This is a genomic window from Streptomyces sp. NPDC054783 (assembly GCF_053611725.1).
This window is the reverse complement of the sequence record NZ_JBSHAY010000032.1, coordinates 2,910-18,609: the sequence shown is the minus strand read 5'-3', so window position 1 is coordinate 18,609 and position 15,700 is coordinate 2,910. Positions and strand designations below refer to the sequence as shown.

11 protein-coding genes and 2 pseudogenes are annotated in these 15,700 nt (G+C 74.0%); 10 read left to right on the top strand and 3 right to left on the bottom strand.

Going from position 1 to position 15,700, the window contains the following annotated elements; translation table 11 throughout:
- The 5 genes from ACWGJ5_RS37215 to ACWGJ5_RS37195 all read left to right on the top strand — a co-directional run bounded on the left by ACWGJ5_RS37215 (position 1) and on the right by ACWGJ5_RS37195 (position 8,664).
- Positions 1-2,214 carry an RICIN domain-containing protein gene (locus ACWGJ5_RS37215; RefSeq protein WP_453314046.1) on the top strand — a complete coding sequence of 738 codons (2,214 nt, stop codon included), beginning with the start codon at positions 1-3 and terminating at the stop codon, positions 2,212-2,214.
- Positions 2,215-2,308: 94 nt separating this feature from the next.
- Positions 2,309-2,848: a (2Fe-2S)-binding protein gene (locus ACWGJ5_RS37210; RefSeq protein WP_453314045.1), complete on the top strand. Its 540-nt coding sequence runs from the start codon at positions 2,309-2,311 to the stop codon at positions 2,846-2,848.
- Positions 2,845-3,840, top strand: coding sequence for an FAD binding domain-containing protein (locus ACWGJ5_RS37205; RefSeq protein WP_453314044.1), 996 nt, complete (start codon positions 2,845-2,847; stop codon positions 3,838-3,840). Before ACWGJ5_RS37210 ends, ACWGJ5_RS37205 begins: the two co-directional genes overlap by 4 nt.
- 37 nt (positions 3,841-3,877) lie before the next feature.
- The gene (locus ACWGJ5_RS37200) at positions 3,878-6,292 is read left to right on the top strand and encodes a molybdopterin cofactor-binding domain-containing protein (protein ID WP_453314043.1); all 2,415 of its coding nucleotides are present in this window, start codon (positions 3,878-3,880) and stop codon (positions 6,290-6,292) included.
- 2 nt (positions 6,293-6,294) lie between these two features.
- Positions 6,295-8,664 carry a glycoside hydrolase family 65 protein gene (locus ACWGJ5_RS37195; RefSeq protein ID WP_453314042.1) on the top strand — a complete coding sequence of 790 codons (2,370 nt, stop codon included), beginning with the start codon at positions 6,295-6,297 and terminating at the stop codon, positions 8,662-8,664.
- Between the two features lie 3 nt (positions 8,665-8,667).
- Here the strand turns inward: ACWGJ5_RS37195 and ACWGJ5_RS37190 are convergent, their stop codons facing one another.
- Positions 8,668-9,711 carry a bifunctional class I SAM-dependent methyltransferase/NUDIX hydrolase gene (locus ACWGJ5_RS37190; RefSeq protein ID WP_453314041.1) on the bottom strand — a complete coding sequence of 348 codons (1,044 nt, stop codon included), beginning with the start codon at positions 9,709-9,711 and terminating at the stop codon, positions 8,668-8,670.
- 152 nt (positions 9,712-9,863) lie between these two features.
- Here ACWGJ5_RS37190 and ACWGJ5_RS37185 point away from each other — a divergent pair, with 152 nt between their 5' ends.
- From ACWGJ5_RS37185 to ACWGJ5_RS37170, 4 genes are all read left to right on the top strand, one after another.
- Complete coding sequence (locus ACWGJ5_RS37185; RefSeq protein ID WP_453314040.1) at positions 9,864-10,679, top strand: LytR/AlgR family response regulator transcription factor; 816 nt, start codon at positions 9,864-9,866, stop codon at positions 10,677-10,679.
- 126 nt (positions 10,680-10,805) lie between these two features.
- The gene (locus tag ACWGJ5_RS37180) at positions 10,806-11,177 is read left to right on the top strand and encodes a hypothetical protein (RefSeq protein WP_453314039.1); all 372 of its coding nucleotides are present in this window, start codon (positions 10,806-10,808) and stop codon (positions 11,175-11,177) included.
- A gap of 31 nt (positions 11,178-11,208) precedes the next feature.
- A complete protein-coding gene (locus ACWGJ5_RS37175; RefSeq protein ID WP_453314038.1) occupies positions 11,209-12,945 on the top strand; it encodes a sodium/solute symporter in 1,737 nt (578 codons plus the stop codon).
- Between the two features lie 519 nt (positions 12,946-13,464).
- Positions 13,465-14,658: a sensor histidine kinase gene (locus tag ACWGJ5_RS37170; protein ID WP_453314037.1), complete on the top strand. Its 1,194-nt coding sequence runs from the start codon at positions 13,465-13,467 to the stop codon at positions 14,656-14,658.
- On the opposite strand, the pseudogene ACWGJ5_RS37165 reads toward ACWGJ5_RS37170, so the two are convergent.
- A pseudogene (locus ACWGJ5_RS37165) lies at positions 14,655-14,966 on the bottom strand (GNAT family N-acetyltransferase); the annotation flags it as partial. The gene ACWGJ5_RS37170 and the pseudogene ACWGJ5_RS37165 overlap by 4 nt on opposite strands.
- Positions 14,966-15,282: pseudogene (locus ACWGJ5_RS37160) on the bottom strand (zinc-dependent alcohol dehydrogenase); the annotation flags it as partial. The pseudogenes ACWGJ5_RS37165 and ACWGJ5_RS37160, both read right to left, overlap by 1 nt.
- On the opposite strand from ACWGJ5_RS37160, the gene ACWGJ5_RS37155 reads away from it, so the two are divergent.
- A partial coding sequence (locus tag ACWGJ5_RS37155) for an LmrA/YxaF family transcription factor (protein WP_453314113.1) occupies positions 15,256-15,700 on the top strand: 445 nt, incomplete at its 3' end. The pseudogene ACWGJ5_RS37160 and the gene ACWGJ5_RS37155 overlap by 27 nt on opposite strands.

The following is a 15,700-nucleotide window of genomic DNA, read 5'->3' as shown; positions in this document are numbered from 1 at the left end:
GTGTTTCCTCGTCCACGCCGCAGACCGGCGGCCGTCGCCCTCGTCGCGGCAGCGGCCGCCGCCCTGCTCACCGCCGCGCCCACGCCCCTGCTCGGCGCCGGGCCCGCGCACGCCGCCACCGCCCAGGCCGCCGCCCTGCCCACCGGCTTCGCAACCGTCATCAACGCCGCGAGCGGCAAGTGCCTTGACGCCAAGGCCGCGGCCACCGCCAACGGAACCGCCGTCCAGCAGTACGCCTGCAACGGCACCACCGCCCAGCAATGGAGTCTCACCGACGCCGGCAACGGCTACGTCCACATCGACAACCGCAACGACACCAACCAGGCCGTCGACGTCAGCGACGTGTCCACGGCCGACAACGCGCTTGTGCACCTGTGGAGTTACGGCGGCGGCGCCAACCAGCAGTGGCAGGCCGTGGACGACGGCGGCGGCGCCTTCCACTTCGTCAACAGGAACAGCGGCAAGTGCCTGGACGACCCCGGCGCCTCGACCGCCGACAGCGTGCAGCTCCAGCAGTACACCTGCAACGGCACCGCCGCCCAGCGCTTCCAGGTGGTGCCCGTGACCCAGTCGGCCACGAACCCGGACCTCGGTCCGAACGTCGTCGTCTTCGACCCGTCGATGTCGTCCTCCGCCATCCAGAGCAAGCTGGACAGCATCTTCAAGCAGCAGGATACCAACCAGTTCGGCTCCCAGCGCTACGCGGTCCTGTTCAAGCCCGGCGCCTACAGCGCGGACGTCAACGTCGGCTTCTACACCCAGGTGCTCGGCCTCGGCCTGACCCCGGACGCGGTCTCCGTCAACGGCGCCGTGCACGCCGAGGCCGACTGGTTCCAGGGCAACGCCACGCAGAACTTCTGGCGCGGCGCCGAGAACCTCTCGGTCAACCCGGCGAACGGCAACGACCGTTGGGCGGTCTCGCAGGCCGCGCCGTACCGCCGGATGCATCTGCGCGGCAACCTCGCCCTGGACGACGGCGGCTGGTCCTCCGGCGGCTATCTCGCCGACAGCAAGGTCGACGGACAGGTCGACTCCGGCACCCAGCAGCAGTGGCTGACCCGCAACTCCCAGCTCGGCAGCTGGACCGGGTCCAACTGGAACATGGTGTTCGTCGGCAGCCAGGGCGTCCCGGCCACCAGCTTCCCCAACCCGCCGTACACCACCGTCGCCCAGAGCCCGGTGACCCGCGAGAAGCCGTTCCTGTACGTCGACGGCTCCGGGAACTACCAGGTGTTCGTGCCGTCGGTGCGCTCCAACTCGACGGCCACCAGCTGGGCGAGCGGCAGCCCGTCGGGCACCGCCCTGCCGCTGAGCCGATTCTACGTCGTCAAGCCCGGCGCCACCGCCGCACAGATCAACGCGGCCCTCGCGGCAGGACAGAACCTGCTCGTCACCCCCGGCGTCTACCACCTCGACCAGACCCTGAAGGTGACCCGCCCCGACACCGTCGTCCTCGGCCTCGGGCTCGCCACCTTCGTCCCGGACAACGGCATCACCGCGATGACCGTCGCCGACGTCGACGGCGTCAAGATCGCGGGCCTGCTCTTCGACGCCGGCACCACCAGCTCGAAGACCCTGCTCGAGGTCGGGCCGGCCGGCTCCACCGCCTCCCACGCGGCCGACCCGACCTCCCTGCACGACGTCTACTTCCGCATCGGCGGCGCGGGCGTCGGCAAGGCGGCCACCAGCCTCGTCGTCAACAGCGACAACGTCATCGGCGACCACATGTGGATCTGGCGGGCCGACCACGGCAGCGGCGTCGGCTGGACCAGCAACACCGCCGACACCGGGCTCGTCGTCAACGGCGACGACGTGACGATGTACGGCCTGTTCGTGGAGCACTTCCAGAAGTACCAGGTGCTCTGGAACGGCAACGGCGGCCGCACCTACTTCTTCCAGAACGAGATGCCCTACGACCCCCCGAACCAGTCCGCCTGGACGAACGGCTCCACGCGCGGCTACGCCGCCTACAAGGTCGCCGACTCCGTCACCAGCCACGAGGCGTACGGCGTGGGCAGCTACTGCTACTTCAGCGCCAACCCCAGTGTGACGGCCGACCGCGCCTTCGAGGTGCCGGACACCCCGGGCGTCCGTTTCACCAGCCTGGTCACCGTCTCCCTCGGCGGCACCGGCACCATCGGTCATGTCATCAACAACACGGGAGGACCGTCGAACTCCTCGTCCAACGTGGCGGACCTGGCCCGCTACCCGTGAGTGAAGGGGGCGTCCTCCCTGACGTGTGAGGCACCGCCGCGTGGATACGCGGACTGGACGGACACCAGGGCCCGTCCGGAAGGCCACCCCTGCCATGACCAGAGAAAACCAGCTCTCTCCCGAGTCGGAGATCACCCTCCGGGTCAACGGGAAGCCCCACACCCTGCACGTCGACCACCGGCGTGTCCTGCTGGACCTGCTCCGCGAGGACCTCGGCCTCACCGGGTCGAAGAAGGGCTGCGACCACGGCCAGTGCGGTGCCTGCACCGTGCTGGCCGACGGCCGCCGCGTCAACAGCTGCCTGCTGCTCGCGGTCGCCCTCGACGGCAGTGAGATCACCACCGTCGAGGGCCTCGGCGGGGACGGCGAGGAGCCGCACCCGCTGCAGCGGGCCTTCCTCGACCGCGACGCCTTCCAGTGCGGCTACTGCACGCCCGGGCAGATCTGCTCGGCCATCGGCATGATCGCCGAGGCAGCGGCCGGCCACCCCTCCCACGTCACCGACCCCGCGGCCCCCTCCGGCCGGCCCGTCCCGCTGGACCGGGCCGAGATCCGCGAACGCCTGAGCGGCAATCTGTGCCGCTGCGGCGCCTACCCGCGCATCGTCGAGGCGGTGGAGGACGTGATCCGGTGAACGGCTTCGGATACCTCAGGCCCGGCAGCCTCCAGGAGGCCGTCGAGGCGTACGCCGCCCACCCCGGCGCCCGCTATCTGGCCGGCGGCACCAACCTGGTCGACCTGATGAAACTCGGCGTCGAGCGCCCCGCGCTGCTCGTCGACGTCGGCCGGCTGCCGCTGGGCACCATCGAGGAGCTGCCCGACGGCTCCCTGCGCGTCGGCGCCACCGTCCGCAACAGCGACCTGGCAGCCGACGCCCGCGTCCGCGACCGCTACCCCGTGCTGTCCCAGGCGCTGCTTTCGGGCGCCTCCGGGCAGCTGCGCAACGCCGCCACCACCGGCGGCAACCTGCTGCAGCGCACCCGCTGCCCCTACTTCCAGGACCTGGACAAACCCTGCAACAAACGCGAGCCCGGCAGCGGCTGCGGCGCCCGGGAGGGCGTCCACCGCGACCACGCCGTCCTCGGGCACTCGGAGCACTGCATCGCCACCAACCCGTCCGACATGGCCGTCGCCCTCGCCGCGCTGGACGCCCAGGTCGAGCTGTACGGCACCGAGGGCGCCCGGCGCCTTCCGGCGGCCGAGTTCCACCGGCTGCCGGGTGAGCATCCCGACCGGGACACCTGGATCAGCCCCGGCGAACTGATCACCGGTGTGCTGCTCCCGGCCGCGGCCGCCGGCGTCCCGTCCGCCTACCGCAAGGCCCGGGACCGGGCGTCGTACGCCTTCGCCCTCGCCTCCGTGGCGGTCGTGCTGCGGGTGGCGGACGGCGTCATCGACCACGTGGGGATCGCCTTCGGCGGGCTCGCCCACCGGCCCTGGCGGGCCCGGCACACCGAGCTGGCCCTGCTGGGCGCCCCCGCGACGCCCGACGCCTTCGAGGGAGCCGTGGCGCTGGAACTCGCGCACGCCGAGCCGCTGCGGGACAACGCCTACAAGGTGCCCCTCGCCCGCAACCTCGCCCTGGACGTCCTGAACCGCCTCGCCCCGGCCCCGGCGGTGGCCTGAGCCGGCACGGCAGGAGCGAGCAGAGCAGGAGGAACCCATGACCGCCAACTCCCCGGGCACCCCCGAAGACCCCGCACGGCCCACGACCCCCGCCACCACCGGGCCTTTCGCCGAGCCCCGGCCGGGAGGGCGGCCGCGCCCCGGCAGCGGCTCGGGTGCGCCCGAAGAGCGCCGGGACGCACGGAATCGGACCGCCACTATCCCCACTGGCGCTTTCGGCGAGCGTCGGCCAGGAGGGCACCCGGGCCCTGGTAGCGCCCTGGGTGCGCCCGAAGAGCGCCCGGACGTACGGAACACAGCCCCCGCTACGCCCACCGGGGCTTCCGGCGAGCCCCGGCCGGGAGGGCAGCCGGCCCCCGGCAGCGCCCTGGGTGCCCCCGCCGAGCGTCGGGAAGGGCGGGCGAAGGTCACCGGCACGGCCCGTTACGCCGGTGAGTACGCCCTGCCCGGCCGTGCCCACGCCTGGCCCGTGCCCGCCGCGATCGCCCGGGGCCGGGTCACGGCCGTCGACGCCTCGGCCGCCCTCGCGCTGCCCGGTGTCCTCGCCGTCCTCACCCCCGACGACGCCCCACGTCTCGCCGTACCCGAGGACGCCACGCTCGCCGTGCTGCAGGGCCCGCACGTGCCGCACCGGGGCTGGTGCGTGGCCCTGGCCGTCGCCGACACCCTGGAGACGGCCCGCGCGGCCGCCGGGGCGGTACGGGTCACCTACACGGCCGAACCCCACCACGCCGATCTCGATCCGGAGCACCGGGACGCCTACGAGCCCGAGGAGGCCAACGCCGGCTATCCGGGCCGCGTCGAGCACGGCGACCCGGAGGCCGCCTACGCCGCCGCCGAGGTCCGTGTCGACGTCACCTACCGGGTGCCGCCGCTGCACAATCACCCCATGGAGCCGCACACCAGCACGGCCCACTGGGACGGGGACCGGCTCACCGTGTACACCTCCAGCCAGGGCGGTACGACCGTGCGGGAGATCCTCGCCCAGCTGTTCGAGCTGTCCGAGGACCACGTCACCGTCGTCACCGAGCACGTCGGCGGCGGCTTCGGCTCCAAGGGCACCCCGCGCCCCGACGTCGTCCTCGCCGCCATGGCAGCCCGGCGCACCGGCCGGCCCGTCACCCTCGCCTACCCCCGCCGCTACCTGCCCACCACCGTCGGCCACCGCGCCCCCACCGTGCAGCGCCTCCGCCTCGGCGCGAGCGCGGACGGCCGGCTCACCGCCGTGCTGCACGAGGCGACCACCCACACCTCCCGGGTGAAGGAGTTCGTCGAGCAGGCCGCGGTGCCCTCACGCATCATGTACGCCACCCCGGCCCTGCTCAGCTCCCACCGGGTGGTCCCGCTCGACGTGCCCAGCCCGTCCTGGATGCGTGCCCCCGGCGAGGCGCCCGGCATGTACGCCCTGGAGTCGGCCGTGGACGAACTTGCCCGCGCCCTCGGCACGGACCCGGTGGAGCTGCGCGTCCGCAACGAACCCGAGCGCGAGCCGGACAGCGGCAAACCCTTCAGCAGCCGGCACCTGGTGGAGTGCCTGCGCGAGGGCGCCCGCCGCTTCGGCTGGGCCGAGCGTGACCCACGCCCGGGCAGCCGCCGCGAGGGCCCGCTGCTCATCGGCACCGGCGTGGCCGCGGCCACCTACCCGGCCGCGGCCGTCCCGGCCACCGCGACCGCCAGGGCCCTGCCCGACGGCACCTTCATCGTGCGGATCAACGCGACCGACATCGGCACCGGGGCCCGTACCGTCCTCGCCCAGATCGCCGCCGACGCCCTCGGCGCGCCCCTCGACCGGGTCCGCACCGAGATCGGCCACAGCGACCTGCCGTCCGCCTGGCTGGCCGGCGGCTCCATGGGCACCGCCTCCTGGGGCTGGGCCGTGCACGAGGCCTGTACCGAGCTGGCCTCCCGGCTCGCCGCGCACACCGGAGCGCTGCCCGCCGACGGCATCGAGACCCACGCCGACACCGCCGGGCAGGCCGACGCCGACAGCCCCTACTCCCGGCACGCCTTCGGGGCCCACTTCGCCGAGGTCGCCGTCGACATCGTCACCGGCGAGACCCGGGTACGGCGGCTGCTCGGGATCTTCGCCGCCGGGCGGATCCTGAACTCCCGTACCGCCCGCTCCCAGTTCACCGGCGGCATGACCATGGGCCTCGGCATGGCCCTCACCGAACACAGCACCCTGGACCGTGCGTTCGGCGACTTCACCGAGGCGGACCTCGCCTCCTACCACGTGCCCGCGCACGCCGACGTGCCCGCCATCGAGGCCGACTGGATCGCCGAGGACGACCCGCACCTCAACCCCATGGGCAGCAAGGGCATCGGCGAGATCGGCATCGTCGGCACCGCGGCCGCCATCGGCAACGCCGTGCACCACGCCACCGGCATCCGCTTCCGCGACCTGCCGCTCACCCCCGACCGGATCCTCGCCGGCCTGCTGTCCGAGGGGTGACCGTGACGGGGCCGACCTGGGAGTACGAGGGCTACCGGCCGGAGGAGGAACGCCTGCGGGAGTCGCTGTGCACCCTGGGCAACGGGTACTTCGCCACCCGCGGGGCACTGCCCGAGTGCACCGCGGACGACATCCACTACCCGGGAACCTACGTGGCCGGCTGCTACGACCGGCTCACCTCCGAGGTCGCCGGACGCCGGGTCGAGAACGAGGACATGGTCAACCTCCCAAACTGGCTGCCGTTGCGCTTCCGCCCGGCGGGCCGCGCCTGGCTCAGCCCGGACTCCGCCCCCGTCACCGAGCACCACCTGACCATCCATCTCGAGCCCGGCCTGCTGGAACGCCGCACCAGCTACGGCCTCGACGGCGGCGCCACACTCCACGTGCGCCAGCTGCGCCTGGTCCATCTGGCGGACCGTCATATCGGCGCGCTGCGCACGGAGTTCACCGTCGAGGGCAACGGGACCGACCTGGAGGTCGAGGCAGCCCTCGACGGACGCGTCACCAATGCCGGCGTGGCCCGCTACCGGGACCTGGACGGCCGGCACCTCACCCAGATCCGGACCGGCCTCGCCGCACACGGCGCGATGTGGCTGCGCTGCCACACCCGCACCTCCCGTATCGAATGCGTCCTCGCGGCCCGGCTGTCCGCCGACGCGCCGGTGGCGACGGCGCACGAGGCCCTGCGCGCCGTCCAGCACGTGCGGCTGCGCCTGGCACCCGGCCGTACCGTCACCGTCGACAAGACGGTCGCCCTGCACACCTCGCACGACCCCGCCATCGGTGACCCGCTGGACGCGGCCGTCGACCGCGTCGGCGCCGCCCCCGACTTCGACGCACTGCTGGAGACGCACGCCACGGCCTGGGAACAGCTGTGGCGGCGCACCGCGCTGGAGGTGCCCGGCGAGGCGGGCAGCATCCTGCGCCTGCACCTGTTCCACGTGCTGCAGACGCTGTCACCGCACACGGCCGACCTCGACGCCGGTGTCCCCGCGCGCGGACTGCACGGCGAGGCCTACCGAGGCCATGTCTTCTGGGACGAACTCTTCGTCCTGCCCTACCTCAACCTGCACCTCCCCGAGGTCTCCCGCGCCCTGCTCCACTACCGGCACCGGCGCCTGGACGCCGGCTGTCATGCGGCCCGGGAACTCGGCCGGCGCGGCGCGCTCTACCCGTGGCAGAGCGGCAGCGACGGCCGCGAGGAGGCCCAGGAACTCCACCTCAACCCCCGCTCCGGCCGCTGGCTGCCGGACCACTCCCGGCTCCAGCACCACGTCGGCTCGGCGGTGGCCTACAACATCTGGCAGTACTGCGAGGCCACCGCGGACACCGACTTCCTGCACGGCGAGGGCGCCGAGATGCTGCTGCAGATCGCCCGCTTCTGGGCGGACTCCGCCCGCTACGACGACCGCCTCGGCCGCTATCGCATCCGCGGGGTGATGGGCCCCGACGAGTACCACGACGCCTACCCCGGCGCGGCCCTGCCGGGCCTGGACGACAACGCGTACACCAACGTCACCGCCGCCTGGGTGCTCGCCCGCACCCTCGACCTGCTGAACCTCCTGCCCGAGCCGCGCCGCCGCGAGCTCAGCGAGAGCATCGGCCTGGACGAGGACGAGCCCGCCCGCTGGGAGGAGGTCTCCCGCACCCTCCACATCCCCTTCCACGACGGGGTGATCAGCCAGTTCGAGGGCTACGGCGACCTCGCCGAACTCGACTGGGACGACTACCGCAAGCGGTACGACGACATCCGCCGCCTCGACCGGATCCTGGAGGCCGAGGGCGACACCGTCAACCGCTACAAGGCCTCCAAGCAGGCCGACGTGCTGATGCTCGGCTACCTCTTCTCCGCCGCCGAACTCAAGACCCTCTTCGACCGACTGGGCTATTGCCTGGACGAACGGACCTGGACCGCGACCGTCGACCACTACCTGCACCGCACCAGCCACGGCTCAACCCTGAGCGGACTGGTCCACGGCTGGGTCCTCACCCGCGCCCGCCGCGCCGACGCCTGGGCCTTCGTCCAGGAGGCGCTGCGCGGCGACATCGCCGACCTGCAGGGCGGCACCACCGGCGAGGGCATCCACCTCGGCGCCATGGCCGGCACCCTCGACCTCGTCCAGCGCGGACTGACCGGCCTGGAGACCCGCAACGGCGCCCTGTGCCTGGACCCGGTCCCACTGCCCGAACTCTCCTCCTACGGCTTCGCCATCCGCTACCACGGCCACTGGGGCGTCCATCTGCACCTGCGCAGCGGCCTGCTGGAGATCGCCGTACCGGACTCCGACCGCGCCCCCATCGACGTCTGCCTGCGCGACCGGGTGGTTCCGGTGGGCCCGGGGGAGGCGGCACGGCTGGTGGTCCCGGAGTGACACTCAGCCGTCCGCCACCGGGTACCGGTGCACGGCCGGGAGCCCCGGCAGCAGACCGGGCCACATGACGTCCAGGACGTGGGCGCTCGGCGTGAACAGCGGCCCGCCGAGCCAGGGCAGGTCCTCGACCTCGTGCCACTCCCAGCGGTGGATCAGCCGCGGCTCGGTGACCACGGGTTCGCCGGTGAAGGCGGTCACCCGGACGGCGGCCGTCACCCGGGGGATGCCGTGCACCGAGTCCATCAGGATCGCCCGCACCCGCGCACCGGCCGGGTCGGCCGTCAAGGACGTCTCCTCCTGCAGTTCGCGGACGGCCGCCGCGGCGAAGTCCTCGTCCGCGTCGTTCTTGCCGCCGGGCAACTCCCAGACTCCCCGAACCGACCAGCCCAGCAGTACCCGACCCGCGCGGTCGGTGACGACGACTCCGGCGCCGGTCAGGGCGTGCGGACAGGGGCGGCCCCTGCCGGCGTACCCGGGCGCGGTGGGGGAGGGGCCGCGCAAGATGAACATCGCCAGGCCGTCGGCGTCGTACCGGTCGGCGAAGGCCCAGCCCGTGCGGAGCAGGCCGATCTCCCGCTCGTCCAGGGCGATGTCGCGCCGGTCGTCCGGTACCGCGTCCGCGACCGGCGTGATCACGCACAGCGCCCCGCCCGGACGCAGCCGCTCGCGCAGCCGGTTCAGCACCCGGGTGCGGTCGCGGACGAAGGCCCAGCCGAGCCGGATCGTGATCAAGTCGTAGGCAGGGTGCGGCAGTTGACTCAGGTCGTCCCGCTCGATGTCCAGGCGTCGGTACGTCACGCCCGCCTCGCCGGTGCTCCGGGCCTCCGCGAGCGCCGCCTCCGACCAGTCGACGGCGTCCACCCGATAGCCGGATCCGGCCAGATGGCGGGCGAGTTCGCCCAGCCCGCAGCCGAGGTCCAGCGCGATCCCGCCGGCCGGCGCCGGAACGTGCTCCGCCAACAGCCGCCGCTCACCGTCGCCGAGCTCCCCGAACCGGCCGCCGCCTGCGTAGTGCGCGTCCCACTCCTCACGCTTCACGTATGCCACCGGGCCTCCTCGGACCGCTCGTCTCCGTGGACTTCGGGATCCTCGCCCGGTGCCGGCCGTCGTACACCACCGGCGTCCGCGTATCGACGCGGACGGCCGGGAAGGCCACCATGCACCGGGTAAGTGGTTGAAAGGGGAAGGAGCCAGTGGGGATGAGCGCGAGCGACGCTCCTTTGCGTGTGCTGGCGGTGGACGACGAGGAGCCCGCGCTCGAGGAGCTGTTGTACCTCCTGGAGCGGGATCCCCGGGTCGGTGCCGTGGTGCCCGCGGCGGGACCCACCGAGGCGCTGCGCCGGCTCGGCCGGGCCGGGGCGGACGGGTCGGACGGCGAGCACGGCATCGACGTCGTCTTCCTCGACATCAACATGCCGGGACTCGACGGCCTCGAACTCGCCCGGCTGCTGGGCGGGTTCACCGCGCCGCCGCTGATCGTCTTCGTCACCGCCCACGACGACTTCGCCGTCCGCGCCTTCGACCTCAAGGCCGTCGACTACCTGCTCAAGCCCCTCCGCAAGGAGCGCTTCGCCGAGGCCGTACGCCGGGTCGCCGAGCTGGTACGGGCCGGGCAGGGCCCCCGGCCGGCCGTCGCCCCCGCCGCGACCGCGCCCGAGCAGGCGCCCGCCTTCGGTGATCAGGTCCGCGTCGAACTGGGCGGGGTGACCCGGTTCGTGCCCGTCGCCGACATCACCTATGTCGAGGCCCAGGGCGATTACGCGCGACTGCACACCCCGCACGGCAGTCACCTGGTGCGCGTCGCGCTGTCCACCCTGGAGGAACAGTGGCGCGCACGCGGGTTCGTGCGCATCCACCGCAGCCGGCTCGTCGCACTCGGCCGCATCGAGGAACTCCGCCTGGACGGCGGCAACGTGACCGTACGGATCGGCGACCGCGTCCTCGCCGTGAGCCGGCGCAACGCCCGGGAACTGCGGGACCTGCTGGCCAGACACGCGGCGGGCCGGGCCCGTTGAGCACGGCAAGCGGTTGCCGGGTGACGGACCTGTGGCGATTCTCGTCCACCCGCTGTCTCGCCCCCGGCCCGCTGCGTACACTCGCCGCAGCACAAAGGTGATCACCGCTGCGTCGGGGAGTGCGTCATGGGTGCGGAATCCGTCCCTCGCAGAGAGGTGGTCACCGGACGGCCGCGCCCCGCCGGTGGTACGACCACACCCCGCCCGGCACTCTCGCCGTACCCCGGGTCCGAGGTGTTACCAGAGAAGCTGATACGGCGTCAGCTGAAGGCCGCTCTCATCACCACGGCCCTCCTCGCCCTCCCGCTCGGCCTGCTCCCCGTCCTCCTGCGCATCCTGCCGCTCGCCGACGCCGCACCCCGCGTCCCCCTGGCCGTATGGCTCGTCCTGGGCGTGGCGCCGTACCCCGCCCTGCTGGCCATCGGCGCCTGGTACGTCCGCCGCGCCGAGCGCAACGAGACCGACGCGGCCGCCGGCGCTCCCGCGGAACACCCCTGACCATGCGCCGACCTATCGCCGGGGCCGGCCGGTGAACCAGACGTACGGCATCGTGGGCGTGACGGCCGTGATCCTCGCCACGGTCCTCGTCGGCGCGCTCGGCCTGCGCATCTCCCGCACCACGTCCGACTTCTACGTCGCCTCACGCACCGTCGCCCCCCGCCTCAACGCCTGCGCGGTCAGCGGCGAGTACCTGTCCGCCGCCTCCTTCCTCGGCGTCGCCGGACTCGTCCTCGCCCAGGGCGTCGACATGCTGTGGTTCCCCATCGGCTACACCGCAGGCTTCCTGGTCCTGCTGGCCTTCGTCGCCGCCCCGCTGCGCCGCTCCGGCGCCTACACCCTGCCCGACTTCGCCGAGGCCCGGCTGGAATCCCGGGCGGTGCGGCGGGTCGCCGGTGTGCTGGTCGTCGGCATCGGCTGGCTGTATCTGCTGCCCCAACTGCGCGGCGCCAGCCTCACCCTGCGGCTGCTCACCGGCGCGCCCGGCTGGCTCGGCGGTCTCGTCGTCGCCGCCGTGGTGACCGCGGCCGTCGCCGCCGGCGGGATGCGCAGCATCACCTTCGTCCAGGCCTTCCAGTACTGGCTGAAACTCACCGCCCTGCTGGTGCCCGTTGCGTTCCTGCTGCTCGCCTGGCGCGGCGACAACGCCCCGGCACCCGCCTGGGACGACCGGCCCGTCTTCCACCGCTCCACCGAGGTGCGCGTCGACCGGCAACTCACCCTCACCGTGCGCGAACCGGTCCGGGTCACCGCGTCCGGCACCGTCGACGGGCGCGCGGTGCACGGGGTTTCGCTGCGGCTCGGCGAGGGCCGGCACCGGATCGGCGCGGAGACCGCCCTGCGCTTCCCGGCAGGCGCCCGCGTCCCCCTGCCGGACCGGGCGGCCGACCGCGCCGTGCCCTCCAGCTGGGCCATGCCGCTGTCCTCGGACCGCGAACAGCACGGCCTGTACGCCACCTACGGGCTGATCCTCGCCACCTTCCTGGGCACCATGGGCCTGCCGCACGTCGTCGTCCGCTTCTACACCAACCCCGACGGCCGCGCCGCCCGCCGCACCACCGTGAGCGTGCTCGGCCTGCTCGGCGCGTTCTACCTCCTCATCCCCCTGTACGGCATGCTCGGCCGCCTGTACGCCCCCGACCTGCTCATGACCGGCGACACCGACGCCGCGGTCCTCGTCCTGCCGCAGCGGCTGCTCGGCGGGGTCGGCGGGGACCTGCTCGGCGCGCTGGTCGCCGGGGGCGCCTGCGCGGCGTTCCTCTCCACGGCGTCCGGGCTCACCATGTCCGTCGCGGGCGTCCTCGCCCAGGACGTGCTGCCCACGCTCGGCGTCCGCCACTTCCGGCTCGCCACGCTGCCCGCGATCGCGGTGCCGACGGCTGCGGCTGCCGTGGTCAGCGATCTGCCCGTGGCCGACGCTGTCGGCCTCGCCTTCGCCGTCTCCGCGTCCTCGTTCGCTCCGCTGCTCGTCCTCGGCATCTGGTGGCGCGGCCTGACCCCGGCGGGCGCGATCGCCGGGCTCGTCCTCGGCGGCGGCTCGGCGCTCACCGCGGTGACGGCCACCATCGTCGGCGGCGCCCGCTCCGGCTGGCTGCACACCCTGCTGGCCTGGCCCGCGGTGTGGTCCGTCCCCGTGGGCTTCACCGCGATGGTCCTGATCTCCCTGGCCACCCGCAGCCGCGTCCCACCCGGCACCGCCGCCACCATGGCCCGCCTCCACCTCCCCGAACCCCCGGTCCCCACCCGCCCCGGACCGGCGACGACTTGACCGAGGAGCCGTTGTGCAGACCAGCGACACAGCCGGACGAGCCGGGACACCCGACGGCCGCCCCGACGGCGGCGCCGACACACATGCCGGTCGCCGGGACGGAGGAGAGCACGAGCGGCACCCGGCCCGGCAAGACCGCGCCACTCCGCAACACCGGCATGACCGTGACGCGGGGCGGTATGGGGAGGTGCCTGACACCGGCCGGTACCGGCAAGGCCCCGACGCCGGCTGCCAAGGGCAGGATGCTGACGCCGGGCGTCACCAACTGCATCCCGACGCTCACCGGCACCGGCAAGACCGCGCCGCTCGCCGGCACCGCCAAGCCCCCGGCGCTGGACGGTACCGAGGAGGCTGTGGGCGGTCCGGGCACGCGGCCGTTGGCGTCGCTCGCCGGCACCGCCAAGCCCCCGGCCCTGGACCGTACCGAGGAGCCCCCGGGCGGTCCAGGCACCCGAGGGTCGGCGGCGCCCCCGGGCGCTCCAGCGGCACGCACCCCGTCGGCCCGAACCCGCGCCGCCCATGACCGTCCTCGGTACCGCGGCGCTCGTTCTCGCGGGGCTCGGGCTGTTCGTGCTCGGTGCTGCTCTCGGGCACGGGGCGGCGCGCCGGCAACAGGAGCACTCGGCCGATCGCGACGACGCGCGCGCCTTCGCCCATGGGCTGCACACCGCTGCGCTCGCCGCGGCACCCCTGCGTGCCGGGCTCACCCCGGACACCGCCCGTAAGACGGTCCGCAGGCTGCGCCCCCTGCTCGGCACCCCTGCCGTCGCCCTCACCGACGACACCGCCGTGCTCGCCTGGGACGGCGCCGGCGAACACCACCGCTCGCAGGTGTCGGCACGGCTCGCCGACCCGCCCAGCGCCCGGACCTTCCCGCTGCCCTGCGACTACACCGGCTGCCCCGTCCGCTGGGGAGCCCTGCTGCCGCTCACCGCCGACGGCAGCGCGCCCGGCGCCCTCGTCGTGTTCGCCGCCGACGAGTCGACCGCTGTCGTCCGGGCCGGCGGGGAAGCGGCCCGCCGGCTCTCCCTGGAACTCGAGCTCGCGGGCCTGGACCGGGCCCGCACCAGCGCCCACGAGGCCGAGTTCCGGGCCCTGCGCGCCCAGATCTCCCCGCACTTCATCTACAACTCGCTCGCGAGCATCGCCTCCTTCGTCCGCACCGACCCCGAGCGTGCCCGCGAACTCCTGCAGGAATTCGCCGACTTCACCCGCTACTCCTTCCGCCGCGGCGGCGACTTCACCACCCTCGCCGAGGAGTTGCGGTCCATCGAGCAGTACCTGGAACTCGCCCGCGCCCGCTTCGGCCGCCGCCTGAAGGTCACCCTGCGCATCGCCCCCGAGGTGCTGCCCGTGACGCTGCCCTTCCTCTGCCTGCAGCCCCTCGTCGAGAACGCCCTCAAACACGGCCTGGAGGGGGCCGTGGAGCGCATCGGCGTCACGATCGTCGCCGAGGACGAGGGCACCGAGGCCCGGGTCGTCATCGAGGACGACGGCATCGGCATGGAACCGGAACGCCTGCGCGCGATCCTGCGCGGCACGGCCGGCCCCGCCACCGGCATCGGCCTGAACAACGTCGACCGCCGGCTCCGCCAGGTCTACGGCGACGACCACGGCCTCGTCATCGAGACCGGGGTCGGAGCGGGCACGAAGATCACCCTCCGCGTCCCGAAGTTCCGCCCCGGCATCCAGGCCCGGCCCGCGCGGCCCTAGGAACGGGGGTGCACGGCCCAGCCGTCGCGGCGGCGGTCCCGGACCTCGGGGAGCGGCTGGAAGCCGGCCGAGGTGTAGGTGGCGACGGCGCCGACGTTGGAGCTCGGGGTGCAGACGATCGCGCTCGACGAGCCCAGCTCCCGGAGTGCGGCCGCCGCGGCGACGGTGATCGCCGTGCCGTAGCCGTGACCGCGATGTGCCCGGTGCACGCCCATGGGCTCGAGCAACCCGGGTTTCCCCGGTCCGGCCGACCACACGGTCACCGCCGCCACAGCGTTGCCCTGGTCGTCGTGGGCGACCAGACACCGTGGTTGCCCGCTGCCGCGCAGATGCCCTCCGGCACGGGCGACTTGACGGCCGGCGCCGACTGGCCGACACGGCCGGTCGCCGCCACGGCGATGTCGAAACCGTGCCGGACGGGCTCGAGGGTCTCGGCGGTGGCGGCACCGTAAGCGCGCGCGATCTCACGGTGCTCCGGGTCGGGGTGGACGTACAGGACCTCGGAGGCACCGAGCGCACGGGCGATGTCACAGACGTACAGGGCCCGATGCCGCCGCGCGCGACGACCAGGACGCGGTCCCCGGGGCTGGCCTTGAGGTGCGGTGCCAGGAGCCGCCGTCCGAGGAGATCTGGCCGGCCCTGGTCGCCGCCGCCGAGGCGTTCGAGGACTGGGAGCGGCTCCTGACCGAGGCACTGACGGCGCACGGCGCGGATCCCGACCGGGCGCCCGGGCTCGCGGCCGTCGTCGTGGCGGCCGTCGAGCGAGCCATCGCCCCGTGCCGCGCCAAGCACAGCATGCGGCCGCTCGACCGTGTCGCCGAGGAACTCGAAACGCTGCTCACCGACGCACTCGCCCGCCCGGCCCGACGGCTCGGTGCCGCGCGTGGATGCGCAGTCCCGAGCCAGGGCCGCGGTGGCGGGGGCCCCCCCGCCCGGCGGGGGCCCCCCCCGCGGCCGTGCCGCCCGGCCCGGCGGCCGGCGGGCCGGCGGGCCGGCGCAGAAACCCCCCCCCCCGGGGGCCCCGCCCCCCCCCCCCCCCCCC

What these genes read in the sequence shown, in the direction of transcription:
- ACWGJ5_RS37210 (WP_453314045.1), top strand. Translation starts at nt 2,309, where the DNA reads ATGACCAGAGAAAACCAGCTCTCTCCCGAGTCGGAGATCACCCTCCGG.
- ACWGJ5_RS37200 (WP_453314043.1), top strand. Translation starts at nt 3,878, where the DNA reads ATGACCGCCAACTCCCCGGGCACCCCCGAAGACCCCGCACGGCCCACG.
- ACWGJ5_RS37185 (WP_453314040.1), top strand. Translation starts at nt 9,864, where the DNA reads ATGAGCGCGAGCGACGCTCCTTTGCGTGTGCTGGCGGTGGACGACGAG.
- ACWGJ5_RS37180 (WP_453314039.1), top strand. Translation starts at nt 10,806, where the DNA reads ATGGGTGCGGAATCCGTCCCTCGCAGAGAGGTGGTCACCGGACGGCCG.
- ACWGJ5_RS37170 (WP_453314037.1), top strand. Translation starts at nt 13,465, where the DNA reads ATGACCGTCCTCGGTACCGCGGCGCTCGTTCTCGCGGGGCTCGGGCTG.